This window comes from Blautia sp. MSK18_10 (genome assembly GCF_020553185.1).
GTDB lineage: Bacteria > Bacillota > Clostridia > Lachnospirales > Lachnospiraceae > Blautia_A > Blautia_A wexlerae.
In genome coordinates this window covers 184,899-210,035 of sequence record NZ_JAJCGT010000002.1, presented here as the reverse complement: position 1 = coordinate 210,035, position 25,137 = coordinate 184,899, and the positions used below count along the sequence as shown (strand labels likewise).

General features: G+C 42.4%; 23 protein-coding genes. 3 read left to right on the top strand and 20 right to left on the bottom strand.

The features are described from left to right. The 20 genes from LI074_RS02090 to LI074_RS01995 all read right to left on the bottom strand — a co-directional run bounded on the left by LI074_RS02090 (position 1) and on the right by LI074_RS01995 (position 20,673). Entirely contained in the window at positions 1–891 is an 891-nt protein-coding gene (locus LI074_RS02090; RefSeq protein WP_173697762.1) for a phosphotransferase, read from the bottom strand. After that, positions 892–2,073 (bottom strand): glycosyltransferase family 4 protein, encoded by a 1,182-nt coding sequence (locus LI074_RS02085; RefSeq protein ID WP_173697761.1) that lies wholly within the window; start codon positions 2,071–2,073, stop codon positions 892–894. A gap of 10 nt (positions 2,074–2,083) precedes the next feature. Further along, the gene (locus tag LI074_RS02080) at positions 2,084–2,851 is read right to left on the bottom strand and encodes a WecB/TagA/CpsF family glycosyltransferase (RefSeq protein ID WP_173697760.1); all 768 of its coding nucleotides are present in this window, start codon (positions 2,849–2,851) and stop codon (positions 2,084–2,086) included. 335 nt (positions 2,852–3,186) lie between these two features. Next, on the bottom strand, positions 3,187–4,641 hold the full coding sequence (locus LI074_RS02075) for a sugar transferase (RefSeq protein WP_173697759.1): 1,455 nt from the start codon (positions 4,639–4,641) through the stop codon (positions 3,187–3,189). Between the two features lie 84 nt (positions 4,642–4,725). Beyond that, on the bottom strand, positions 4,726–5,100 hold the full coding sequence (loaP, locus tag LI074_RS02070; RefSeq protein WP_265107628.1) for an antiterminator LoaP: 375 nt from the start codon (positions 5,098–5,100) through the stop codon (positions 4,726–4,728). Positions 5,101–5,493: 393 nt separating this feature from the next. Then, positions 5,494–6,105 (bottom strand): phage tail assembly chaperone, encoded by a 612-nt coding sequence (locus LI074_RS02065; protein ID WP_118338469.1) that lies wholly within the window; start codon positions 6,103–6,105, stop codon positions 5,494–5,496. Positions 6,106–6,203: 98 nt separating this feature from the next. Next, on the bottom strand, positions 6,204–7,241 hold the full coding sequence (locus LI074_RS02060; RefSeq protein WP_226852964.1) for an LCP family protein: 1,038 nt from the start codon (positions 7,239–7,241) through the stop codon (positions 6,204–6,206). A gap of 30 nt (positions 7,242–7,271) precedes the next feature. Next, positions 7,272–8,234, bottom strand: a complete 963-nt coding sequence (locus tag LI074_RS02055) for a hypothetical protein (RefSeq protein ID WP_226852962.1) — start codon at positions 8,232–8,234, stop codon at positions 7,272–7,274. 63 nt (positions 8,235–8,297) lie between these two features. Next, positions 8,298–9,008, bottom strand: coding sequence for a polysaccharide biosynthesis tyrosine autokinase (locus LI074_RS02050; RefSeq protein ID WP_118338467.1), 711 nt, complete (start codon positions 9,006–9,008; stop codon positions 8,298–8,300). A gap of 21 nt (positions 9,009–9,029) precedes the next feature. Then, complete coding sequence (locus LI074_RS02045; RefSeq protein ID WP_118338466.1) at positions 9,030–9,809, bottom strand: YveK family protein; 780 nt, start codon at positions 9,807–9,809, stop codon at positions 9,030–9,032. Positions 9,810–9,949: 140 nt separating this feature from the next. Then, positions 9,950–10,696, bottom strand: coding sequence for a CpsB/CapC family capsule biosynthesis tyrosine phosphatase (locus tag LI074_RS02040; RefSeq protein ID WP_055052994.1), 747 nt, complete (start codon positions 10,694–10,696; stop codon positions 9,950–9,952). A gap of 147 nt (positions 10,697–10,843) precedes the next feature. Then, positions 10,844–11,920: a 30S ribosomal protein S1 gene (gene rpsA / locus LI074_RS02035; protein WP_055052980.1), complete on the bottom strand. Its 1,077-nt coding sequence runs from the start codon at positions 11,918–11,920 to the stop codon at positions 10,844–10,846. Further along, positions 11,901–12,779 carry a 4-hydroxy-3-methylbut-2-enyl diphosphate reductase gene (gene ispH, locus LI074_RS02030; protein ID WP_173697758.1) on the bottom strand — a complete coding sequence of 293 codons (879 nt, stop codon included), beginning with the start codon at positions 12,777–12,779 and terminating at the stop codon, positions 11,901–11,903. The genes rpsA and ispH overlap by 20 nt, the downstream gene beginning before the upstream one ends. A gap of 156 nt (positions 12,780–12,935) precedes the next feature. Then, positions 12,936–13,607 (bottom strand): (d)CMP kinase, encoded by a 672-nt coding sequence (gene cmk, locus LI074_RS02025; RefSeq protein WP_173697757.1) that lies wholly within the window; start codon positions 13,605–13,607, stop codon positions 12,936–12,938. 162 nt (positions 13,608–13,769) lie between these two features. Continuing rightward, positions 13,770–15,134: an NAD(P)/FAD-dependent oxidoreductase gene (locus LI074_RS02020; protein WP_173697756.1), complete on the bottom strand. Its 1,365-nt coding sequence runs from the start codon at positions 15,132–15,134 to the stop codon at positions 13,770–13,772. 216 nt (positions 15,135–15,350) lie between these two features. Continuing rightward, a complete protein-coding gene (locus LI074_RS02015) occupies positions 15,351–16,763 on the bottom strand; it encodes an oxaloacetate decarboxylase subunit alpha (RefSeq protein WP_008704465.1) in 1,413 nt (470 codons plus the stop codon). A gap of 142 nt (positions 16,764–16,905) precedes the next feature. Then, entirely contained in the window at positions 16,906–18,054 is a 1,149-nt protein-coding gene (locus LI074_RS02010) for a sodium ion-translocating decarboxylase subunit beta (protein ID WP_008704466.1), read from the bottom strand. Positions 18,055–18,070: 16 nt separating this feature from the next. After that, complete coding sequence (locus tag LI074_RS02005) at positions 18,071–18,439, bottom strand: biotin/lipoyl-binding carrier protein (RefSeq protein ID WP_008704467.1); 369 nt, start codon at positions 18,437–18,439, stop codon at positions 18,071–18,073. Positions 18,440–18,466: 27 nt separating this feature from the next. Beyond that, entirely contained in the window at positions 18,467–19,222 is a 756-nt protein-coding gene (locus tag LI074_RS02000) for an OadG family transporter subunit (RefSeq protein ID WP_173697755.1), read from the bottom strand. A gap of 14 nt (positions 19,223–19,236) precedes the next feature. Continuing rightward, positions 19,237–20,673: an acyl-CoA carboxylase subunit beta gene (locus LI074_RS01995; protein WP_173697754.1), complete on the bottom strand. Its 1,437-nt coding sequence runs from the start codon at positions 20,671–20,673 to the stop codon at positions 19,237–19,239. 662 nt (positions 20,674–21,335) lie between these two features. Between LI074_RS01995 and LI074_RS01990 the strand changes: the two genes are divergently transcribed. Genes LI074_RS01990 through aroD form a run of 3 tightly spaced genes read left to right on the top strand, consistent with a single transcriptional unit; the run spans position 21,336 to position 25,058 of the window. Next, the gene (locus LI074_RS01990) at positions 21,336–23,336 is read left to right on the top strand and encodes an oxidoreductase (protein WP_118616847.1); all 2,001 of its coding nucleotides are present in this window, start codon (positions 21,336–21,338) and stop codon (positions 23,334–23,336) included. Positions 23,337–23,372: 36 nt separating this feature from the next. Further along, a complete protein-coding gene (locus LI074_RS01985; protein WP_008704474.1) occupies positions 23,373–24,251 on the top strand; it encodes a shikimate dehydrogenase in 879 nt (292 codons plus the stop codon). Between the two features lie 45 nt (positions 24,252–24,296). Then, a complete protein-coding gene (aroD, locus tag LI074_RS01980; protein WP_173697753.1) occupies positions 24,297–25,058 on the top strand; it encodes a type I 3-dehydroquinate dehydratase in 762 nt (253 codons plus the stop codon). The last annotated feature ends 79 nt before the right edge of the window (positions 25,059–25,137 follow it).

Sequence of the window (25,137 nt, the reverse complement as noted above, 5' to 3'; positions counted from 1 at the left end):
TCAACTGATCTGCGTTCTTAGTTTTTCAAATTCTTTTAAAAAGCCTTCTTTTTCTATGGCAAAATCTGGTAAAAACTGATGAATATTCTTCAATCCTTCATCAAATGCTTCCGAAAGTTCTTTACCATTCAATACCTTTTGCACAATAGTTGCATAATGCATAAGGTCAAATCCTGGCATCCTATAACCGCAATGCTCCCAATCAAATAACGTGTACTTATCACCATTTCTTTTTAAGTTCCATGGAGCAAAATCCCCATGTGAAAACTCCAAACCGTTCTTTTTATCTTTTGACAGTTCTTCGTAAATTTCTACGATTTCTTGTGTTAATATAGGCTCTACTTTGTCACCAACAAATTCCTTCGTTATTTGAATATTGAATGTTGCCCCGTCTGCTCTGCTGATACTGCCCAATAATTGCGGAATATCAAAAGTTGAATATACTCTCTTTTGTTGTAAAAAAGAAATCTCTGCATTCATTTCTTTTTCTGTTGCTGCATTTCCAATTTTTATAAAATCAGCATTTTCTGAAGCGTTGAAACACTGAAGAACTATTTTTTGTTTTTCATCATAAGTACCAACAATCATATTCCAGTGCTTTTTTTGAGCGTTCTGCCTACAAGTTTCTACTTCTTTATTAAGTTCCACTTTCGCAAAATATCCCAGTTTCATAAGGTTCAATATCGGAAACGGAATAATATTTATAAACTGCATCAACAGACTTAGTTTTTTTGAATATGTAGAAATATTTTCACTCAACCTTTTGGCTCCGCCATCCAAATCAATTAAATATCGCAAATGCAATCCACTGCAAAGTGCAAAATGCGTAGCCAATTTCCTATTTGTATTTTCAATTTTCATCACCTGTGAAACAATATTTGAGTCTTGCATTTACAACCCTTTCATCTGTATAGCCTTGTAGATCCTACCGATTAATTCATAGTTTTTCTCTACTGAATAATTATCTTTATATACTTTCTTTGTCTGACTACATAATCCATGACATCTTTTAACTGCTTGAATGATTTCATCCACCAAGTCAGCTGTAAACTTATAACCTGTTATTCCCTCTTCAACAACACTTCCAGCATTTCCCAAATCAGAACAAATGACAGGCGTTCCAACACTAAACGCTTCCACAATGCTCATCGGAAATCCTTCATACCACTGAGTAGGTAATACAAGTGCTTTGCTGTTTGCTATTATCTTTAGAGCCTCATTATTTGGCACAAATCCACGCATTTCAATGTTCACATCGTTTTCTCTAATGAACGACTTACACCAATCCTCCATTGGGCCGGTACCACAAACAATCAGCTTAGGCGCGTGTGCTCCCATACGCTTCCATGCTTCAAAAAGCAGGTCAATTCCTTTTAGCTTATCTAATCTTCCTGCAAAAACAAATTGATTCTTTCTATCCTTTTCTGGAATATATTCATTTTTGCATTCAACGAAATTAGGCTTTACAAATACCCTTTCCAGTTTAATTTGCTTTAATCCCAACAGTTTTTGCTTATTAAAATCAGTCAAGCAAATATAATTGATTTTTCCGTAAATTCCTGTCATTCGATGGAATGCAGTACTAAGTACACATGCCAATGTCTGAATTTTACTTCCTCGATAGCAACGGTGTTTTACTGCGCATTTCAAACCATACTCTACGCAATCTTCACAAATATGCCCATCTCTATAAAAAGTCGCACCGGGACAGAGTAGCCGAAAATTATGTATCGTCTGAACCACTGGAACCTTCATGCGTCTTGCCGCATAATAGACCGCTGGACTCACCAGATTAAGTGTGTTATGAACATGAACGATTTCTATCTTCTCATCTCTTATCAACTTCTTGATGTCTCGGTATGTTCTTGGATTAAACACTGTTGTAATTGGAAGAAAAACTTTCTGAAGTTTTGACATTTGCTTCAATTCTGCATTATTACGGCTGTATAAGATTACTTTATGGCAATGCTTCTCAAGCATTTTCTTTTCATTGGCAACAACTGTATCTTCTCCACCTGGAATCTGGTAATAATTATGTACAATCAAAATATTCTGTTTTTTCGCATTGTCCACAGTCATTACCTCACTTTCCCCTTATCATTGCATTCCAAATAAACTTCGTGTTAGTACTCCAATATCTCTTAAACAGTCTCTTCGGATCTTGTACTAATCGATATACCCACTCCAGATTATGTTTTTGCATCCACATCGGGGCACGCTTAATATTCTCTGCATAATAGTCAAATCCGGCTCCAACACCAAGCATCAGTCCATCAATCTTTCCCTGATGTGCTGCCATCCACTTTTCCTGTTTTGGAGCTCCAATCCCAACCCAGACAAAGTCCGGTTTTGTTTCATTAATTCTCTCTATAATTGCCTTATCTTCCTCTTCCGTCAGAGGTCTAAACGGAGGACTGTACATTCCAGCAATTTGGATTCCCGGATAATTACTTGTGAGTTTTTGATACAACAGCTCCAATGTTTCTTCTTTGCTGCCATAAAAATAATGGCGATACCCCTTCTTTGCAGAGATCTCAAAAATCTCTCCCATTAAACTTGGGCCTGTTGTGCGCTCCATATTCTTATGACCGCGTTTCTGACCAACAGTAGAAAGAGGACCGCCATCTGGAATTGCCATTAACCCGCCATTTTGAATTGCGCAGTAATCCGCATCGTCAAAACTGGTTACAGTTGTATGTACATTTGAGACACATATATAGTCTCCTTTTATTTCCGAAATATTTTTTTCGAGATAGTCTACCAACCACTCCATATTGATTGCCGCAATATTAACGCCCATAATATTGCAAGTTGGAATGCGTTTTTTATCAACCTTTCTCTTATACTCCATTTCTCGCACCTTTCCCTCTTTTTCTACTTATACGGAAGGCTCATATTGAGCCGAGCAATTTATATAAAACAGTGTGGTTATCATCCATGCCGGATAATCTATCGCACTGTGGTTATCATTTTTCTCACAATGACATCTATTTTTCCGACCGTCACTGAGTCTTTGATGTAGACCTGTCATGGGCTACTCACCTAACTTGTTGGCATATGAATTTTGTTAAAACTGTACACATCTTTCCATCCATTTTCTACAAGTAACCCCATCCACAATAACAACAAAATCCGCTCCACTTCATGCTCCTTTGCATTCCATGTGCGGACTTTGCCGAATTTTCTTCATACCGATCCTTCCCTCTTCAGAACCATAATTACTGTTTTAAACAGTATTTTAATATCCAACCCAAAATTCCAGTTGCTGATATATTCTGTATCCAGTCTTACAACTTCTTCGAAGTCAGTGATGTCGCTTCGTCCGCTTACCTGCCACATACCGGTGATTCCCGGTTTAATAGCGATTCGAGCCCTGTGATGTAATTCGTATTGACGCAGTTCGTCCTGAAGGATCGGACGAGTTCCCACAAGGCTCATGGTTCCATTTAGTACATTCCAGAACTGTGGAAATTCATCAAGGGATGTTTTCCTGATAAATTCGCCTATTCCGGTTTTTCTAGTTCCGTCCGGCAAAATCTTATTTCCGATTACTCGGGGATCGAAATCGAGTTTGAACATACGTCCATCACTCATTTTGTTCTGAGCCATCAATTCTGCTTTCCGTTCTTCTGCATCCATATACATACTCCGGAATTTGTACATCTTAAATGGCTTTCCGTTTTTTCCAATCCTTGTCTGTGAGAAGAAAATCGGACCCGGAGAACTGATGTAGATAGCCGGTGCTATGAAAATAAAAATGATTCCTGTCAGGAAGCAGCCCACCAGTCCCCCCAGAATATCCAATACTCTTTTGGCAAGTGCCTGTCTGTCTGTGGCATAGTTCATGGTGGTTGTCAGAACTGTATATCCGCCAATTGCCTCCACAAATTGTTTCTGTCCGGGAGTACTTCTGACTTTTGCCAGGTTTACATGAACCGGCATTCCCATTTCCAGCAACTCTTCTATCAGTTCCTGAGGGTATGGATATGTTTCATCTACATTTACAAAGACCTCATCTACCCACTGCTGACAGATAAAGGATGATGCGTTATTTAAGTCTGCTACTACCGGGACTCCTGCAATTTCTTTCCCTGTCATATCTTTATCAATGAGTATCAGACCATTGATGTTGTAGCGGTTATAATTGTGTTCTTTTACATTTTGGATTACTTTTGATGCAAGGTCATAATTGGTTACAATGTAGAGAGAATGCTCTCCACCTTCTGCCATTTTATGTAGCAGACGTTTTTTCCATATTATTCTTGTACAATAGGATAAAAGCACATAGAAAATTCCCATAAGATAAAGGATTATTCTTGAAAAGGCATGTCCGCCACTGACAGTAAACAGGTACAGACCACTTGCCAGTTCAATCAGGATCATCTGCCGGATAACAGAGCGCAGCTCCTGATAACGTCCTCTTCTCAGAACTCCTTTATAAGATTCAAACAAAATGATCAGGAACAGATCCACCAATATGACAAATATCATCACATTGCGATAAATTCCCAGTGTAAACAGGTTCCTGACAGAACCGTTTCGAATCAGATACGCCAGTATTAAAGCCATAAATAAACACGCAAGATCAATTAATATGAAATCTTTGTGTTTATACCATCCTCTTGATTTTTTCCTGTACATACGTTTTCCTAACCTCTCCTTCTTTTTTATTCAAAAAGGCATATTTACAGAATCGTTTTCCTGTAAATATGCCATCATTTTTTATTATTCTTTTCTTATAATTTCCAATCCCACCTTCATTTCTACTGTTCTTCCGAACATTTCTATTTCCAAATATGCTATTCTTTTATGTCTGTCTATCCTGCGGATATTGCCTTCCATTCCCATCAATGGACCTGACAAAATCCGCACTCTGTCGTTCTCAATAATACCTGATGACATCTCAACAAGCTGTTTGTCTGTACCTATTCTCATAAGCAATTCTACTTCTTCCTGCACCAGCGGGACAATCTGATCTCCAATTCCAATCAGTTTCGTCAACCCGATAACCTTTTTGAGTCCATTTACCAGACATTCCAGATTTTGAGCAATTAAAAAGACATACCCGGGAAAGAGGATTCTTTCCTGGATATGCCACATTCACCCTGAAATCGTTTCTTCTGTTGGTAATATGGGATAAAGCAGCGTTCTAAAACATTGCTGCTTATTAACCGCTGACACTGACAGCGGATGTTTTCTTCGGTGCCTGTGCGCACCTGCATCACATACCACATTGGATATCTTACCTCCATATTTTGGGTATGCTTCGCCATTCTGCCTGTGTTTCAAAGCAGACTCATACTTCAAGATATGTATTATCCATATCTTCAAACGCGGCAAAGCGACGATTTAAAGACAAAAGATTTACGTCGTGTTTTATTATAACTACATCAATAAAAAAATGCAACATATTTCTACAAAAAAACGCTTTCGCTGCTGCCAAAACATGACCAGTAGCGAAAGCGTTCATTGTATCTTCTTTTTCAGCTAAAATTATTCAGCTGTGTCTTCCTTTGCATCTGCAACGATTGTGAAGTAGCAAAGGTCATCTAATGCGACTTTGATTGTTTTTTTCTCTTTGTCTACATTGATCGGATCAACAATTGTCCATTCCTTTGTTTCTTCATTGTAGCATACAAGCTGAATGTTCTCCATGTCATCTGTGATGCTTGGAACTGAGAATTCAACTTCATATTTGCCATCTGCGTTCTTTACAGCTTTGACAGAGTCAAGAACTTTGAACTGTATGAAACCTGTAACGAAATCTTTTCCGTCCAGTTTCTCAATAACTTCTTCAATCGCAGCTTTGAGTGTTTCATCTGTTTCTTCTTCTGCAAGAGTCTTCAGAACATCTGCGAATCCGTTCATGTCCATCTCGCCTTTTCCAACTTTCTCAAAAGCATCTGCAACTGCCGGAACTGCTTCTTTCAGTTCTTTGAATCCATCAGTATCTTCGATCTTCTGAATGATCTCATAGACCTGGGAATCTTCCTGAACTACTGTAACATCCTTTGTACGGCTTCCATCTGCACTGACACCAAACGCACATCCTACACTGAGGACTGCCGCTAACGCAAGTGCCATGAATTTCTTTGCAATTTTCATAATGCACCTCTCCTTTTGGATTATAATTTATTTAGATAATAGCACACCTTGCACTATCTACCTCTTAATATAATAAAACAAAACATAAAGAATATCAATCAATTTTTGTTATAAAACATCGAAATAATCATATCCGTCAGTTCATCTTCATCTACATGGTATTCATCGAAGTTCTCTCCCTGTGTTCCTTCTCCTGGAACAGTTCGGGAATCTGTAATTTCATTCTGTGATGCTGTCAAAAGTTTTGCAAAAACATCATTTCCCATGTTTGTAACTGTATAATTGTCGATACTGTCATACAGACCTGTTACAAATCCGGCATCTTTGGATGCCTGCTCCTGTGCCTTCTGCAGAAACGCCTGAAGATATGTCTTCTGACGCTCCTGACGGACAAGAGCACTCTGACTCTTTCCTATGTCACGATAACGGACAAACTGTTCTGCATTCTCTCCGGTCAGCGTAACCACCGAGCCTTCTTTAAAATCCGGATTTATATCTTCCAGACTGTTATCCGGCACTGTGATCTCCACACCACCTACATAATCTGTGATTACAGAAATTCCATCCATATTCATGGCACAATATCCCTGAACAGGAAGACCATTCAGAAGGTTGGAAACTGCTGTTTTCATCAATTCACAGCTCTTCTGCCTGCCATCACCGTACGCATACTGAATATTAATATGGTCTGTTGTCATTCCCAGGCTTTTTCCCGCAGGATTAAAGACTTCTATTCTGGTCATAGAATCTCGTGGAATAAACAGAACCTTTATCTTTTCTGTTGCACGATCCATGGACACCAGGAAAATTGCATCTGCCTGCCCGGCATCTACCTGTGACTGATAAGTATCTACAGTTTCCCTTGTATCAATTCCCAGGAATAAATAATTGCTGAGATGATCGTTATATTTGTATGTCTCACCTTTATATTCCACGATATCACCGTTTTGGCTCAAGTCCGTCTGATTCCGGCTGTCACTGTTCTGACCGCCGTTTTGTGGCGATGCAGCATTTTTCTGGCTTAACAGATAATAACCGCCGCCAAGAACGGAAAGAACTATGATCAGGATAATAATCAAAAGCATACAGATCTTGCGCTGTCTGATGGCTTTTCTTGTGGTTTTTGTCATTTTCATTCCTTCAATCTCTGTATTTCAGTTATCTCATCAGTTTTTGCTGATGTAATTAAGCTCCTGCAGTTTCTGTAATATTGCCTCTGCCATTGCCTGCTGGGCCTCATAGGTAGAAGACGGCTGTGCAGTCACATTTGCAAGACTGATATAGTGTTCTCCCCATTTCTGGCTGAGTACCTGATCCAGTGCTTCAGAAGTTACGCTTCCGTCCATAGGGCGTGTTCCTACTACAATAAACTGATCTTTATTCTGAAATGTATTTAAAATCTGTTCCTGCTGGTCTGCCAGTTCTGCAGGATCATGATTCCAGCCGCCATAATATCCCATGAAGATAACAGGAATACAATCCATATCATTTCTTGTAGTCTGTTCTTCTGTCAAATCACGTATTCCGGTCTCTGTCACATTCAGCTGGGCACCGTTTGCAGCCTGCTGATGTCTGGTAATATAGCCCTGAAGGGTTTCATCACTTACACCAGCCATCTTCATCATGGAAAGAGTGCCGCCTCCCTGAAGTGTTTTATTGATTACTGTCATATTATAGCCATTATCGGTCAGAAGCTTCTGAAGTACTGTCATATAGGAATATGTATTGGATTCTTCCCCATTGATCAGATCATCTCCCCAGCACACAATGCCTGAAGCAGCTGTCGTCTTATCTTTTGTATCTTCTGTCTTATCTGCATCTTCTGTGTCAGCTGTATCCGTTTTTTCTGTGTCTTTTGTGTCTTCTGTGTTCTTTGATTTAATGTCTTCTGTATCTTCTGCTTCTTCGGAAGATATCTCCTCCAGCTCTTTTGCACGTTCTTTTACTGCTTCGTAATCTTCAATCCCACTCTGCTGGTCGTCTGCAATTTCTGACAGGTGTCTGGATTCCTTCTGTTCCGATTTATAACTGGTCACAAGAATAAAGCCCAGGAGAACTGCCAGAAGAATGCAGATAAAGCCCAGTAAGATATTCGTCTTTTTTATTTTTTTCTTCCTTATTTTGCTCACTTTTCCAAATTCTCCTTTATCATTGATCATGGTTTCTGTCTTACTGCCAGATAACTGCCCGTATTATTTAATCTGGGCTTCTTCGTCGCTTCTGCGATAATACTCTCCATAATGCTTATAATAGGAAGAATAATATTTGTCATCACTGGTATCTATCTTGTTCATAACAGCTCCAAGAATACGGCATCCGCTTCTTTCCAGCTGTTTAAATGCTTTCTGTGCGTCCCGGTACCTGACATTTCCCGGTTCAATCAGAAAGACTGCACCATCGCAGCATCTTCCGATCACTGCCGCATCAATTACTGTTCCGATAGGCGGTGTATCGATCAGGATATAATTATAATATTCTCTGATTTCCTTTAAGAATACCTTAAAGATATTCTCACTGAGAAGTCCTGACGGGTTCGGTGCACTTGGGCCTCCGAATATGATATCCATATTCGGAAAGTTTGTAGAATAAATAATCTCCTGTAATCCCACCTGACCGCTCAGAAGCTGTGAGAGACCTTTCACTTCCTCTTCCACACCCAGTCGTCCGGCATATGCAGTCTTCCTGATATCCGCATCCAGAAGGAGAACCTTCTTGCCAATGCTCCCAAGCTCCCGGGCAAGGCTGAGTACTACATCACTCTTACCTTCGTTTGGATAACAGCTCGTAACCAGAATTGTCTTTATGCTCTGACCCGACAGCTGAATATTGGTACGCAGCGTTTTGATCGCCTCACTGTAAAAATAATCCGGGTTTCTTTTATCTGTTAAATTGAGTTTCTTCATTGCTCAGATTCCTCCATCAGTTTAATGGTGCTTCTTATTCTTGTTCTTTGATTTCCTGTTCTTCGCATTTATAAAATCTTTTCTGTCAGGAACCTTGGCAAGAACAGAAACTCCCAGGTATTTCTCAATATCTTCCTCTGTCTTAATAGTATCATCCATTACAGCGTATACAACCACGATTGCCGCACATGCAAGGAAACCGAGTAAGAAGCCGAGTGCTGCATTCTTCTTTACACTTGGAGAAGTTCTTACAGTAGCAATCTTACCAACTTCAATAATCTTTGGCGGAATAACTTCCATTTTATCGCCAATATAGGATGAAGAAACATTCGCAATCTCATCTACGATCTTCTTTGCCATTTTAGAATCTGTATTATTGACAGTAATCTCAAGGATACGGGTATCTGTAGGATTATTGATACTTACGCTTTCTTTCAGTTGTTCTGCAGTCATATCCAGATTCAAATCTGAAATCACCTGCTCCATCACAGGAGTACTTGTGATCAGAACTGTATAATCACTGGTCAGGCTGGCACCTAACTGCAGATCCGCCAGTGATGTCAGTGTGGTTTCTTTTGAAAGTACAAGGATACTGGATGTGGAGCTGTAAATCGGTGTCATCAAAAACTGTGTATATGCTGCTGCAATACAGCCTCCGGCAAGAGCAACCATCAGTACCAGAAGGATTTTTTTCTTGAGCGCATAAAATATTTCCAGTAAGTCGATTTCGACTTCATCATCATTTGCATCGGGTCTCTGTGCTTTGCTGCTCTCAAAGTTACTGTTCAAATTGTCTAACATCTGATAATTTCCTTTTCCCTTTTTTCTTTATAGTTTTGTACATTACTGTTCACAGGTAATATTCTGTCTTATGTATTTCTGAAAGTAAACAGCAAAATTGACATAAACCGATTTTATTGTATATCAGCCAATAAAAAAAGTCAATCTGTAGCCTCATGTTTTTGTTTCTGTTTCAGAATTTCTGCAGGATTATGAATAAACAGTTCATCTGCATAGTCCTGCCCGAATTTCGCTGAAACCATACGATATGCCTCGCCAATCCTGCTGCTCCTCTTTGCACTGTTGTGACAGTCTGATCCAACGAAATGAAGGAGTCCGTCTTTCATGATTTTATTACAGTACCGTTTAGTAAAAAATCCGTCTTTTCCTGTGATGCTGTCTGCATTGATCTGCATATAGACACCCATATCTGCCAGTTCTTCCACAAAATCCAGACTGTTGCGTGTGGCTTCGTAACGTTCTATATGTGCCATGATCGGCTTATATCCTCCGGAGAGCAATGCACCGAGACGTTCCCGTATATAGCTTTCTTCCGAGTTATGGGAAAATTCTGTAAGAACATACCGCGAACCGGCCATTGTCATTACTTTCTGTTCTCTGAGCATGGGAAGCATCTCCATATTGGCGTGAAACTCACATCCCAGATACACATGGAGATCCGGGCTTATCTCTGATGCCGCTTTCTCCACCAGTCTGAACTGCTCTCTGACTTTCTCCGCAGGTGTTTCAAACATCCGAAAGCGGAAATGGGGAGTTGTAATAACCGTCCGCACGCCCTGTTCATATTCCATCCGGAGTAATTTTACGGTTTCTCCTATATCTGTGGCTCCATCGTCTACACCGGGTACAATATGACAGTGTATATCATAAATTCCTTTTATGGACATCCTATCATTCCTTCCTGACTGTCTGCAGCATTTCTGATGCTCCTGTAACTGCTGACCACATTCGTAATCTAAAAAAACAATCAACCGGCTCTGTATGATCATCCTCATACAAAGCCGGTTGCTGAATATTTATGAGTATTCTCTTAATTATTCTTCTGTAGCTTCCTCAGCCGGTGCCTCAAGAGCTTTCATGCTCAGGCTGATCTTCTTGTCTTCGCCGTTGAAGTCAACAACCTTAGCTTCGATCTCCTGTCCGATTGACAGTACGTCTGCTGGTTTGGCAACGTGCTCTCTGGAAATCTGGGATACGTGAAGAAGTGCATCTACACCAGGTGCAAGCTCTACGAATGCGCCAAAGTCTGTCATACGTGCAACTTTACCTTTAACTACGTTTCCTACAGCGAAGTCCTCAGCTGCTGTGAGCCATGGATTTGCTTCCGGGAATTTAAGGGAAAGTGCGATCTTCTCTCCGTTGATCTCTTTGATAAGAACTTTAACTTTATCGCCAACAGTGAATACTTTCTTCGGGTTCTCTACTCTGCCCCAGGACATTTCGGAGATGTGAAGAAGTCCGTCTGCTCCGCCCAGATCGATGAATGCACCGAAATCTGTAACGTTCTTAACTGTTCCTTCAACTGTGTCACCAACATGGATTCTCTCCATTAATTCTTTCTGTTTCTCTGCTTTCTCAGCAAGAAGAAGCTGCTTACGGTTACCGATGATGCGGCGTCTTCTCGGATTGAATTCTGTGATAACGAATTCAATCTCCTGATCTGCATATTTGGAAAGGTCTTTCTCGTATGTGTCGGAAACCAGGCTTGCAGGAATGAATACTCTTGCTTCGTCTACGTTTACACAAAGTCCGCCGTCAAGTACCTGAGTTACAGGAGCTTTTAATACTTCCTGATTCTCAAATGCTTCTTCAAGACGTTTATTGCCCTTCTCTGCTGCCAGTCTCTTGTAAGTAAGAGTAACCTGACCTTCTCCATCGTTTACTTTGAGAACTTTTGCTTCCATTGTGTCTCCAACGTGAACAGCATCTGTGAGTACAAGGCTTGCATCGTTAGAGTATTCGTTCTTTGTGATAATACCGTCTGCTTTATAACCGATATTCAGAATAATCTCATCTTCTTTAACATCGATGACAGTACCCTGTACAATCTCTCCATTTCTGATAGTCTTTACGGAATCTTCCAGCATTTGTTCAAAACTTAATTCTGACATGTTCTTGAACCTCCTCAATAATTTTGTTTGGGGTGGAAGCCCCTGCTGTAATACCTACATAACTACTGCATTGGAACATTTCAGAATCCAAGTCTACAGGTGTTTGTATATAGTAAGTATTTCCACATTCCTTTTTACATATTTCAAACAGCTTTTGAGTATTGGAACTATGCCGGCCGCCTACGACCAACATAGTGTCTACCTCTCCGGCTATGTTTTTTGCTTCTTTCTGCCGTTCTTCGGTAGCATTACAAATAGTGTTTAAAATATTGAGAATATTTAAAACATTATTATCATACCTCTTTTTGCAAAGAATTTCAACTAAATCTTTAAATTTGTTGTAATTAAATGTCGTCTGGGACACAATACTTATTTTTTTGCCTTTTGGGGGTACAAATACTTCGGCTTCTTCTTTGTTTCTGATCACCGTGTACGGTCCCTGACACCAGCCGCAGATGCCCTGTACTTCGGGGTGGTCTTTGTCGCCGATGATGATGATGTGGTTTCCTGCAAGGCTTTCTTTTTCCACGATCCTGTGGATTTTCAGAACGAAGGGGCAGGTCACATCTACATAAGAGATGTTTTTTTCTTTCAGCTTATCGTAGATGGCTTTGCCTACACCGTGAGAGCGGATGACTACTGTTCCGTTCTGCAGAGTGTCATCCGGGGAATCCAGGTCTGCTTCTGTGATAACGTGGACGCCACGGGCTTCCAGATCCGCTACTACACCTTCATTGTGGATGATCGGACCCAGAGTGAAGATTGGTTTCTGTTCTGTGTCTATGAGTTCGTAGACTTTGTCTACTGCACGTTTGACACCGAAGCAGAAGCCTGCTGTTTCTGCTACTTTAACTTTCATTACTAATCCTCTTAATTTATATTCATTGCCATTCTTCTGGAATTTATAGCAATCCTCTGAAATAATGCATCTTAATCCAGCTCATCAGAGCGTGAAATCCTGTGTCAGATATCTTTGCGTGTGTCATCTTCTGATGAACTACAGGCAGTTATCTGATCATTTCTGCATCTTTTCTTTATATACATTAAGAATTGCATTGACAACATCATCAATTCCCATTTCTGAAGAATCTACGAGCACTGCGTCATCTGCCTGTTTCAGAGGGGAGATTTCGCGGTTCATGTCTCGCTGGTCGCGCTCGATGATGTCTTTTCGGATCTGATCCAGGTCGAAAGGCTCACCTTTCTGCTCATATTCCAGTGCTCTTCTCTTTGCTCTGGTATCTGCGCTTGCTGTGAGGTAAATCTTTACTTCTGCGTTTGGAAGGATAGTTGTGCCGATATCTCTGCCGTCCATGACTACGTCGTTTTTCTCTGCCAGAGTTCTCTGAAGTTTCAGAAGATGAGCTCTGACTTTCGGGTTTGCGGAACTTTTGGATGCCATGTTTCCTACCTGTTCGGTGCGGATCATAGCATTTACGTTTTCTCCGTTGAGGATGACAATCTGTTCTCCGTTTTTGTATTCAATGGAAATGTCAGCGCCGGAACATACAGCCTCGATCTCTTCCTGATTTTCTCCGTTTACGCCATGGTTCAGAAGATATAAAGCCATTGCCCTGTACATGGCTCCTGTATCTACATAGATAAATGATAATTCTTTCGCTACTTTCTTTGCGATGGTGCTCTTTCCTGCTCCTGCAGGTCCGTCGATGGCTATGTTACATCCCATTTTCGTGGTTCCTCCTGTTTCTATTATTCAAACAGATTTTCTCTGTTTTATTATTGATTGATGTTTATGAATCGGTAAATAACGTATAGCTGAATCATATCATAGATATCATCCACCTACAAGGTACTCATCATCTGCTTGTTTCAGCTTACTGTATAGCCGTTACTGTGAACGGAGTGAACAGTAACGTATAGCCTGCGCTGCCAGATATGCGGTAGACCAGGCAATCTGTAAGTTATATCCACCTGTCACTGCATCCAGATCCAGTACCTCGCCTGCGAAGTAAAGACCTGAGATTTTCTTTGATTCCATTGTTCCGGGATTGATCTCTTTGACAGAGACGCCGCCTCTGGTGATGATGGCTTCTTTGAACTCACCCATTCCTGTGATTGTGAAGGGGAAGGCTTTGATAAGGTCAATGAAGTGCTGGCGTTCTTCTCTGGAGATGTCATGGATTTTCTTCTCTGCGGGGATTCCACCCAGTTCCAGCATTACCGGAGTCAGAGATGACGGGAAAAGTACGCCAATCACGTTCTTGAACTGTTTGTTTGGTCCTGCTTCAAATTCACGCAGGATCCTGGCATCCAGTTGTTCTCTGGTGAGTGCAGGCTTCAGATCCAGATATGCGGACAGTTCGCCGTTTGGTGCTTTCGCCAGTTTTGCACCGATGTGGGCACTGGCTGAGAGGATCATTGGACCTGTGACTCCGAAATGAGTGAACATCATCTCTCCGAAATCCTCGTAAAGTACTTTCTTGCCATTCTTTATGGTGAGACCTGTGTTCTTAAGGGAAAGTCCCTGAAGCTTAGGGATATAGTCTTCTTTTGTCTTTAATGGCACAAGGGAGGGAGCAATGTCCGTGACTTTCAGTCCCAGTTCTCTTGCGAAGCGGTATCCGTCACCTGTGGAACCGGTACTCTGATAAGAGAATCCGCCAGTTGCCACGATGACTGCATCGCCTTCCATGAAGGTTCCGTCTGTAAGGATGACTCCTGTGATCTTCTCCTGCGGTATGTCAGGTGATTTTTTCCCTTTTCTGCCTTTTCCTGCATCAGATCCTGATTCTGTTAATGTAGCTTCTGATTCCAGGGTATTTGCCGAATCTGTTACAGATTTCTTTACGATTTCCTGCACAGCAGTATGAAGATGAATCTTTGCTCCTGCTTTCTTCAGCTCACGCTCCAGAGCGCGGATGATGTCTGAAGAATGGTCAGACTGTGGGAATACTCTGTTTCCACGCTCTACCTTCAGAGGGACACCTGCTTTCTCAAAGAACTCCATTACATCCTGAGGGGTAAATGAATAGAAACTGCTGTAGAGGAACTTGGGATTGCTCATCATTGCAGGAAAGAGTTCTTCTGTGTCGCAGGCATTTGTCACATTGCATCTGCCTTTTCCTGTGATGAAGACTTTCTTTCCCAGTTTCTCGTTCTTCTCTAATATATGAACTTCATGATGGTTACGGGCTGCAAAAACCCCTGCCATCATTCCGGCAGCTCCGCCGCCGATTATTATAACTTTGCTCATGGAATATTCTCCTGTATTTATTTTACCCTGCAGATTGTCTATTTCATCATGGTTCCACGTCTCCGCTTCACTACGATCAATATAGATATGTACCACTGGCATCATATCCCCATTGGCACATTATATTCCCGGGTATCATATTCTTTCATAATAACGCAAAGGAGCCTGCTTACGCAAGCTCCTTTTTTCGTTTGGACATATTTAATTACTGATCAATTATACAGGATATGCTCCGTTCTTTTTGTCAGCTGCTTTCTCGTCAACTTTTGTTTTCTGAGCCTGACGGTATTTGAAGAAGTCCATAGCTACCTGTGGGAACAGTGCGTATGTTAATACGTCTTCATCCTGTTCCTTGTACTGAGCCATTTCGCTCTCAAGTTTCTCAAGCTCGTTGTCAAGAAGGTCTGCCGGACGGCATGTGATCGGTTTCTCATCGCCGATGCACTTCTTCTGTACTTCCGGATTAAACGGTTTTACAGTTGCGCCGTATTTTCCTAACAGGATATCTTTTGTTTCTTTTGTAACCATTTTGTATCTCTCGCCCATAAGTACGTTGAATACAGCCTGTGTACCAACGATCTGTGAAGACGGAGTAACAAGTGGCGGTTCACCAAGGTCTTTACGTACACGCGGAACTTCCTCGAGAACATCGTAGAATTTGTCTTCTGCGTGCTGTTCTTTTAACTGGGAAGTCAGGTTGGAGAGCATACCGCCCGGTACCTGGTACAGTAAAGTTTTGATGTTAACACCAAGGTTCTTCGGATTGAGCAGTCCGCTGTCAAGAGCTTCGTCACGGATCGGACGGAAGTAGTCAGCGATCTCGGAGAGAAGCTTCTGATCAAATCCTGTGTCGTATGGTGTATCCTTGAATGTCTCAACCATAACCTCTGTTGCAGGCTGGGATGTTCCCAGTGCAAATGGAGACATTGCTGTATCGATGATATCCACACCTGCTTCTACTGCTTTTAAGTAAGTCATGGAAGCTACACCAGAGGTGTAATGTGTATGAAGGTCGATCGGGATCTTAACTGTTTCTTTTAATGCTGTAACAAGCTCTGTAGCTTTGTTTGGAAGGAGAAGACCTGCCATATCTTTGATACAGATGGAATCAGCGCCCATATCTTCAATACGTTTTGCAATGTCTGTCCAGTATTCCAGTGTGTAAGCATCTCCTAATGTGTAGGAAAGAGCTACCTGTGCATGAGCCTTCTCTTTGTTTGCAGCGCTTACTGCTGTCTGCAGGTTACGAAGGTCATTGAGACAGTCAAAAATACGGATGATGTCGATTCCGTTTGCAGCAGATTTCTGTACGAAGTATTCTACAACGTCATCTGCGTATGGACGGTATCCAAGGATGTTCTGTCCACGGAAAAGCATCTGAAGTTTTGTGTTTTTGAAGCCGTCACGTAATTTACGAAGTCTTTCCCATGGATCTTCGTGAAGGAAACGAAGGGATGCATCGAATGTTGCACCACCCCAGCACTCTACTGCGTGATAGCCGACTTTGTCAAGTTTATCTACGATCGGAAGCATCTGTTCTGTGGTCATACGTGTTGCGATCTGGGACTGATGAGCATCACGGAGAATGGTTTCCACAATTTTAACAGGTTTTTTCTCTAATTCTGCCATTATTAAATCTCCTTTATAGTTCTGTTTAATCGGATATTCGCAATCCGCTTCGCTACTTGCTCATAACCAAATAGCTGCTCCGCAGCTTATCAGAAGGAGTTGCACTCCTCCTGATACAAGCAAGATAGCTTGCTTGATTTGGTTATACTCCGAAAATAGCCATGAATGTTCCGGCTGCTACGGCTGTACCGATAACACCGGCAACGTTCGGGCCCATTGCGTGCATCAGAAGGAAGTTTGTAGGATCTGCCTCTGCACCCACTTTCTGGGATACACGGGCTGCCATAGGTACTGCGGATACACCTGCGGAACCGATCAGCGGGTTGATCTTTCCATGAGTCAGTTTGCAGAGCAGTTTACCAAGCATACATCCGCCGAATGTACCGATTGCGAATGCAACAAGACCTAAAACTACGATCTTCAGAGTATCTGCGTTTAAGAATGCTTCTGCACTTGTGGAAGCACCTACGGATGTACCCAGAAGGATAACTACGATATACATCAGGGCATTGGAAGCTGTTTCTGTCAGCTGTTTTACAACACCGCACTCTCTGAACAGGTTACCAAGCATGAGCATACCAACCAGCGGAGCTGTTGTAGGCAGGATCAGGCAGACAACGATTGTGATAACGATCGGGAAAAGGATCTTCTCCAGTTTGGAAACCGGGCGAAGCTGATCCATTTTGATCTTACGTTCTTTCTCTGTTGTGCAGAGTTTCATGATAGGCGGCTGGATGATCGGAACCAGTGACATATAGGAATATGCTGCCACTGCAATCGGTCCCATCAGTGCAGACTGTCCAAGTTTACCTGCAAGGAAAATGGAAGTCGGGCCATCAGCACCACCAATGATGGAGATAGCTGCCGCTGCTTTTCCGTTGAATCCAAGGAAGATTGCAAGGAAGTAAGCTGCATAGATACCAAGCTGTGCCGCAGCACCCATCAGGAAGCTGATCGGGTTTGCAATCAGCGGACCAAAGTCTGTCATGGCACCTACACCCATGAAGATCAGGGATGGTAAGATACTCCACTCATCAAGGATGTAGAAATAATGAAGAAGTCCACCTACACCATTAGACATATCTTCCGGGTTTGCCATAATGTCCGGATAGATATTTACAAGCAGCATACCGAATGCGATAGGAACAAGCAGAAGCGGCTCGAATCCTTTCTTGATAGCAAGATAAAGGAATACGCAGGCTACTGCGATCATCAGGTAATTGCCCCATGTCAGATTAAAGAATGCTGTCTGGTGAATCAGGTTGGACAATGTTTCTGTTACATAAGACATTTGACTACCTCCCGTCTTAGTTCATTGTTGCTAAAGTATCTCCGTTTTCTACAGAGGCACCTTCTGCAACATCAATGCTTGCGATAGTACCATCCTGAGGAGCTACTACAGGGATTTCCATTTTCATGGATTCAAGAATAACTACGCTGTCTCCAGCTTTTACTGCCTGTCCAACGCTTGCTGCTACTTTGACAACTTTACCAGGTACAGAAGCAGTTACTTTCACTGCGCCGGCGCCTGCTGCAGGAGCTGCTGCTTTCGGAGCTGCTGCAGGTGCAGCCTTAGGTGCTGCTTTTGGAGCTGCTGCAGGAGCGGATACGCTTCCTGTTTCTTCAACAGTTACTTCATATGCTGTACCATTTACTGTAATTGTATAGCTTTTCATTTTAAAATCCTCCTAAATAAATGACAATTATCTTCTATTTCTTTTTACTTTACGGATGGAACGAACTACGAAGCCATCTGTTGTAGTTCCTTCTGCTGCTGCGATAGCTGCTGCGATAACAGCTACCAGCTCTCCGTCATCTGCAAGGTTCTCTTCTGCCTGTGCAGGTGCTGTCTGTGCGATGGCTGCTGCCTCTGCCTCTTTTGCAGCTTTGGCTGCTTTTGCTTCTGCTGCTTTCTTTGCTTCCGGATTCGGAATAAATCTAAACAGAGAAATCAGAAGGCTTAATAAAATCAGCATTACGAATACAGTTCCAATACCCATCAGAGTATTAAGACCTGCTCTCTGAAGAGTCTTGCCCATACCATACTGTACATCTACAGACATGGAAGTCGGTGTTCCCTGTGAGTCAAAGACATATACAAAGTTTGCTTCTGCTTTCTCAAATTTAAGAGGAACAGTAACTGTGTACTGATCATCTTTGAAAGTTACAGTAGTTTCACCATTGCTGTCCTTCTTTGCGCCAAGTTCATCCTTGGATGTCTGCCAGGACTGCATGGCACTTGTTGTAAAGTCATCTCCTGAACTCATGTAATTCTCGATTTCTTCATCTTTAAGCTGGACAATGGCATCTGTCAGTCCTTCTGCTGTAGTTACCAGTGTGGACTTAACAGTATCATCAACCTTATCTGCGGCAAATACCACAGAGGTGCTGCCGATCACCAGCGCAGCCATTATGAGAAATGTCATGAATACAGAAGTTATTTTTTTGATCATTTTCATATGCGTCACCCCGCTTAGACCGTTCCATGTTTCTTAGACGGACGATCTTCTCTCTTTGTGAACAGCATCTCAAATGCACCGATTACATATTTTCTTGTGTCAGCCGGGCTGATCACAGTGTCAACATAGCCTCTTGCTGCTGCGGAAGCAACACCATTCTGAAGCTCTCTGTACTGAGCAGCTTTCTCATTCAGTTCAGCAGCATCTGCATCTGCATACATGATCTTGGCTGCCAGGGAAGCATCCATCATACCGATCTCTGCGTTATCCCATGCATATACAAGGTCTGCACCGATAGATTTGCTGTTCATTGCCACGTAAGCTGTACCGTAAGCTTTGCCGATGATCACATTTACCTTCGGAACAGTTGCATCTGCGAATGCAGCTACCAGTTCACCTACGGATTTCGCCATCATCTTCTCGCTGCATAAGGTTGCCATGAAGCCTGTTGCGTTTGTAAGTGTAAGTACCGGAATATCAAAAGCGTCGCAGAATTTCACGAAATCTGCTGCTTTTCTTGCGCCTCTTGCAGAGATGCTTCCGTCAAATGTTTCTGTTTTCTTGCCTTCTGCGTCATATATTTCGCTTCTGTTTGCAACAGCACCTACTGTAGCGCCGTTTAAACGGATAAAGCCTGTAACCATGTCTTTTGCATAGTCTGCTTTTGTCTCGAAGAATTCACCGTTGTCAGCGATCTGGGAAAGTGCGATTGCTGTGTCACCTGCACAGTTTGCAAGATCTGCGCATACGCGGTTAAGATCATCTGTACACTCTGTGTAATTGTCTGTGTCTTCATTATTAGAAGGAAGAAGTGATACTAAGGAACGGATCTGGCCAAGAATCTCATCCTCTGTACCAACGCCATCGATCACACCTGTCTCTTTGCTCTGGAAATCAGCTGCTGCTGTGTCGCATTTGTCTGTGTTGTTTCCTTCCAGTGCGTTTGGTGTGTTGACGAACATTTTTCCTTTTTTGGATTCCATGAATGTGAAATCTGTCAGGGACGGGATAACTGCCATACCACCGCCGCATGTTCCGAAGATTGCTGTGATCTGCGGGATCACACCGGATGCCAGTGTCTGTTTCAGATAGATCTGTCCGAAAGCTTCCAGTGCGTCTGTTGCTTCCTGAAGACGGATACCTGCACAGTCAACAAGTCCGATAACCGGAGCGCCTGTTTTCATGGCAAGATCATAAAGTCTTGTGATCTTCTTTGCATGCATTTCACCAACAGTACCGTTTAATACAGATGCATCCTGGCTGTATACATAAACCAGTTTGTCATCGATCACACCATATCCGGTGATAACACCGTCAGATGGTGCCTTGTTTGCAGTCATGTTGAAATCTGTGGATCTGGCTGTTACACCCTGTCCGATTTCGACAAAACTGTTTGCGTCAAGCAAAGAAGTAATTCTTGTGCCTGCTAAGCTTTGTGTTGCATTACTCATTCTTGTTTGCCCTCCATCTTTATGAGAATATTTAAAAGTTAACCCAAAAATTTAGCCGATTTTAATTTTACCTTTTCCGGCAGAAAATTTCAACATTTATTTGTCATTTTCGTTAAAAATATAGCAGAAAAATTTGTCAGGTTTCTCCAAATTTTGTTTTTTTGAGTATTTCTTCCTATTTAATAGAGGGTATTACGGTTATTTTGTATTGTCCTGTATTTCACCCTCTCCCGCAAACCAGTGTGTCGACAAGTTGATTTCTCGAACAATCCTGCGTCTGAATTTCTTATTTCTATCCTGCAAGATTGTTTCAAGAATCAACTTGTCGGCACACCAGAGCGTGTTTGAGGTAACTATACCACTCACTTGTCTGCGAATCCGACTGCACAGGTATAAAAGTCTCAGCGCAGCTCGGTGAAAAATACTATAGCCATACAGGTTCAGCAGGATTTTCCCATGATGTGGATGCAGTTGCGAATGCTTTCATTCAGTACGCGGACAGTGCACGGAAAACCATAGATGTTTTTTATTATATAGCACGAATTATCAATTAGATTTATGGATTATCCCGTTATATAATTAACACATCAAAGAAATTCAGGCCACAGCTAAAGCACTGAACAATTATAGATCCAACAGAAAATTTCAGGAGGAAAGACGTAATGAAAAGCAATTACCAGCATATTTTCACACCACTCACAGTAAAAAATATGACTATCAAAAACCGTATCGTTATGATGCCTATGGGAACCAATTACGGGGAACAGAACGGCGAAATGAGTTTTCTTCACATTAATTATTATAAAGAGCGTGCCAAAGGCGGCACAGGTCTGATCATCGTAGAGAATGCAAGCGTAGATTCTCCGCAGGGTTCCAACGGAACTACTCAGCTTCGTATTGACCACGACAACTATCTGCCGCGTCTGTACAAATTCTGTGAAGAGATCCACAAATATGGTACCTGTATTGCGATCCAGATCAACCACGCAGGTGCTTCCGCTGTTTCCGCACGTACAAATATGCAGCCGGTTTCCGCATCTGATGTTCCGTCCAAAGAAGGCGGAGAAATCCCGCGTCCGTTATCAGTGGAAGAAATCCATCACATTGTAAAGAAATACGGCGAGGCTGCAAAGAGAGCCCAGGCTGCAGGTTTTGACGCAGTAGAAATCCATGCGGGACATTCCTATCTGATCAGCCAGTTCCTCTCTCCTCTTACAAACAAACGTACAGATGAGTTCGGCGGATCTGTGGAAAACAGAACACGTTTCTGCCGTATGGTCATTGAAGAAGTAAGAAAACAGGTCGGACCTTTCTTCCCGATCATGCTCCGTCTCAGCGCAGATGAGCTGATGGAAGGCGGCAACACTCTTGAGGATACTCTTGAATATCTGGAATATGTTCAGGATGAAGTTGATATCTTCGATGTTTCCTGCGGTTTAAACGGTTCTATCCAGTATCAGATCGATGCCAACTACATGAAAGACGGATGGCGTTCCTATATGCCTAAAGCTGTCAGAGAGAAATTCGGCAAGCCATGTATCTCCATGGGAAATATCCGTAACCCGAAGGTTGCCGAGCAGATCCTCGCTGACGGCGATGCAGACCTGATCGGTATGGGACGTGGTCTTATCGCAGAACCTGCATGGGTAAACAAAGTAGCTACAGGCAGAGAATGTGACCTTCGCAAATGTATCTCCTGTAACATCGGATGTGCAGGAAACAGAATCGGCTTTAACCGTCCGATCCGCTGTACTGTAAACCCGGCTGTTCTGGAAGGTGATGTTTATAAGAATCAGAAAGTGAACAAGAACTGTAATGTTGTAGTGATCGGCGGCGGTACTGCCGGACTGGAAGCTGCCTGTACAGCCGCAGAAGTAGGCTGTAATACCTTCCTTCTGGAAAAGGGTGAGACTCTTGGCGGTCTTGCTTCTGTGATTTCTAAAATCCCTGCAAAGAAGCGTCTGGCTGATTTCCCAAACTATCTGATCCACAGAGCAGAGCAGCTTGAGAATCTTTATATCTTCACAAACACAGAAGGAACACCGGAAAATATCCGCAAGTTCCATCCGAACCTGATCGTAAGCTCCACAGGTTCCGCACCACTGCTTCCTCCGATCAGGGGACTTCACGACCGCATTGACAAAGAAGGCAGCAAGGTTGCTTCTATCCTGGGAATGATCAATCACATCAATGACTATCCGGAAGATATGACAGGCAAGAAGGTTGTTGTTGTGGGCGGCGGCGCTGTTGGTCTTGATGTTGTGGAATTCTTTGCAGCAAGAAATGCTGAGATTTCTATTGTGGAGATGATGGATCAGATCGGACGTGACCTGGATCCTGTTACAAAGAATGACATGAAGGACCAGATGAAGAAACATCATGTGGCCCAGCTTACAAAGACAGCTCTTCAGGAAGTAAAAGACAGCTCTTTCCTTGTAAAAGATGCAGAAGGTGAACGTGAGCTTCCATTTGACTACGGATTCGTATGTCTTGGTATGAGAGCTCAGGGACAGCTTTTCGCAGAGCTTTCCGATGCTTTTGTTTCTGATGATGTTGAAATCCTGAACATCGGAGACAGCAAACGTGCAAGAAGGATCATCGACGGAACTCTGGAAGGAAGAAATATCCTTAATACACTGACTCAGATGGGATACCTTCAATAAAAACCTTTACAACAAAATACGAAAGGGGATATTATAATGGCTGAAAGAATTACCGGACATACTGAATTAATCGGTCTGATGGCTTACCCGATCCGTCACTCCAGCTCTCCTGCAATGCAGAATGAGGCTTTTGCAAAACTCGGGTATGACTACGCTTACCTTGCTTTCGAGGTTGGCGCAGATGAAATTGAGGATGCAGTAAAAGCAATCCGTACTCTGAAAATGAGAGGATCCAATGTTTCCATGCCAAACAAAACTCTGGTTGGAAAATACCTGGATGAGCTTTCTCCTGCAGCAGAATTATGCGGTGCAGTTAACACGATCGTAAATGACAACGGTCATCTTACAGGTCATATCACTGACGGTATTGGGTTTATGTCTGCCCTGAAAGATAATGATATTGATGTGATCGGAAAGAAAATGACTATCGTCGGTGCAGGCGGTGCTGCCACTGCCATCGAGATCCAGGCTGCTTTGGACGGTGTTGCCGAGATTACAATCTTCAACCGCAAGGATGAATTCTGGGATCGTGCAGTATCCACAGTAGAGAAGATCAACACAAAGACCTCCTGCCATGCAGTTCTTTATGATCTGGCAGATCTTGATAAACTGAAAGCTGAGATGGATGACAGTTTTATCTTTGTCAATGCTACAGGTGTTGGAATGAAACCACTGGAAGGACAGTCCGTTGTTCCGGACAAATCTTACTTCCGTCCTGAGCTGATCGTTATTGATGTTCCTTACTCTCCTCTGGAAACAAAAATGCGTTCCATGGCCAAGGAAGTTGGATGTAAGACTATGAATGGTCTGGGAATGATGTTATTCCAGGGTTCCGCTGCGTTTGAGTTATGGACAGGCGAACCAATGCCTATCGAACATATGAAAGAGATTCTTCACATCTCCTATGATGACTGATACCCCGGTTATTCTTAATATGATAAGAAATATGAGGATAAGAAAATGAACACAGTTCAGGTGAAAAACACTGTGATCGGTGAAGGCAGACCTAAAATCTGCGTTCCGATCGTTGGAAAAACAAAAACAGACATTCTCGAAGAAGCCAAAAAGATCACCACTCTTCCTGTTGATGTAGTTGAGTGGCGTGTAGACTGGTTTGATGATGTCTTTGCTACTGAGAAAGTATTAGAAACCGCTAAAGAGCTTCAGGAAGTTTTAAAGGACATTCCTGTTCTCCTTACATTCCGTACTTCCAAAGAAGGCGGTGAGAAAGAAATTTCTGTAAATGATTATGCTGCTTTAAATATTGCAGCTGCTCAGAGCGGTTATGTAGATTTAATTGATGTAGAAGCATTTACAGGTGATGAAGCTGTTAAGACAATCATCAATGCTGCTCATGAGGCAGGTGTAAAGGTAATTGCTTCCAACCATGATTTCTTTAAGACTCCGGAGAAGGAGGAGATCATCCGACGCCTCTGCATGATGCAGGAGTTGGGTGCTGATATCTCTAAGATTGCAGTAATGCCTACCTGTAAGCAGGATGTTATCACACTGCTGTCTGCCACTCTGGAAATGTCTGAGAAATATGCAGACCGCCCGATCATTACCATGTCCATGGCAGGAACAGGCGTTGTAAGCCGTCTGACAGGTGAGACATTCGGCTCCGCTCTCACTTTCGGTGCTGCTTCCAAAGCTTCTGCTCCGGGACAGGTCGGTGTGCATGAATTAAAACAGGTGCTGGATATCATTCACAGCAGTCTGTGATCTGTTGATGAATGATGTGATATCAGATGTTATTCTTGCCCATAGTCGTCTGGTATCACTCATCTCCGGCAACAAAAGA

What these genes read in the sequence shown, in the direction of transcription:
- ispH (WP_173697758.1), bottom strand. Translation starts at nt 12,779, where the DNA reads ATGAAAGTTAAAGTAGCAGAAACAGCAGGCTTCTGCTTCGGTGTCAAA.
- LI074_RS02075 (WP_173697759.1), bottom strand. Translation starts at nt 4,641, where the DNA reads ATGTACAGGAAAAAATCAAGAGGATGGTATAAACACAAAGATTTCATA.
- LI074_RS02060 (WP_226852964.1), bottom strand. Translation starts at nt 7,241, where the DNA reads ATGAAAATGACAAAAACCACAAGAAAAGCCATCAGACAGCGCAAGATC.
- LI074_RS02020 (WP_173697756.1), bottom strand. Translation starts at nt 15,134, where the DNA reads ATGAGCAAAGTTATAATAATCGGCGGCGGAGCTGCCGGAATGATGGCA.
- LI074_RS02000 (WP_173697755.1), bottom strand. Translation starts at nt 19,222, where the DNA reads ATGAAAATGATCAAAAAAATAACTTCTGTATTCATGACATTTCTCATA.
- LI074_RS02010 (WP_008704466.1), bottom strand. Translation starts at nt 18,054, where the DNA reads ATGTCTTATGTAACAGAAACATTGTCCAACCTGATTCACCAGACAGCA.
- LI074_RS02015 (WP_008704465.1), bottom strand. Translation starts at nt 16,763, where the DNA reads ATGGCAGAATTAGAGAAAAAACCTGTTAAAATTGTGGAAACCATTCTC.
- LI074_RS02005 (WP_008704467.1), bottom strand. Translation starts at nt 18,439, where the DNA reads ATGAAAAGCTATACAATTACAGTAAATGGTACAGCATATGAAGTAACT.
- LI074_RS01995 (WP_173697754.1), bottom strand. Translation starts at nt 20,673, where the DNA reads ATGAGTAATGCAACACAAAGCTTAGCAGGCACAAGAATTACTTCTTTG.
- LI074_RS02090 (WP_173697762.1), bottom strand. Translation starts at nt 891, where the DNA reads ATGCAAGACTCAAATATTGTTTCACAGGTGATGAAAATTGAAAATACA.
- LI074_RS01985 (WP_008704474.1), top strand. Translation starts at nt 23,373, where the DNA reads ATGGCTGAAAGAATTACCGGACATACTGAATTAATCGGTCTGATGGCT.
- aroD (WP_173697753.1), top strand. Translation starts at nt 24,297, where the DNA reads ATGAACACAGTTCAGGTGAAAAACACTGTGATCGGTGAAGGCAGACCT.
- loaP (WP_265107628.1), bottom strand. Translation starts at nt 5,100, where the DNA reads ATGTGGCATATCCAGGAAAGAATCCTCTTTCCCGGGTATGTCTTTTTA.
- cmk (WP_173697757.1), bottom strand. Translation starts at nt 13,607, where the DNA reads ATGGGATGTAACATAGCCATCGACGGACCTGCAGGAGCAGGAAAGAGC.
- LI074_RS02045 (WP_118338466.1), bottom strand. Translation starts at nt 9,809, where the DNA reads ATGTTAGACAATTTGAACAGTAACTTTGAGAGCAGCAAAGCACAGAGA.
- LI074_RS02040 (WP_055052994.1), bottom strand. Translation starts at nt 10,696, where the DNA reads ATGTCCATAAAAGGAATTTATGATATACACTGTCATATTGTACCCGGT.
- LI074_RS02080 (WP_173697760.1), bottom strand. Translation starts at nt 2,851, where the DNA reads ATGGAGTATAAGAGAAAGGTTGATAAAAAACGCATTCCAACTTGCAAT.
- LI074_RS01990 (WP_118616847.1), top strand. Translation starts at nt 21,336, where the DNA reads ATGAAAAGCAATTACCAGCATATTTTCACACCACTCACAGTAAAAAAT.
- LI074_RS02050 (WP_118338467.1), bottom strand. Translation starts at nt 9,008, where the DNA reads ATGAAGAAACTCAATTTAACAGATAAAAGAAACCCGGATTATTTTTAC.
- rpsA (WP_055052980.1), bottom strand. Translation starts at nt 11,920, where the DNA reads ATGTCAGAATTAAGTTTTGAACAAATGCTGGAAGATTCCGTAAAGACT.
- LI074_RS02065 (WP_118338469.1), bottom strand. Translation starts at nt 6,105, where the DNA reads ATGAAAATTGCAAAGAAATTCATGGCACTTGCGTTAGCGGCAGTCCTC.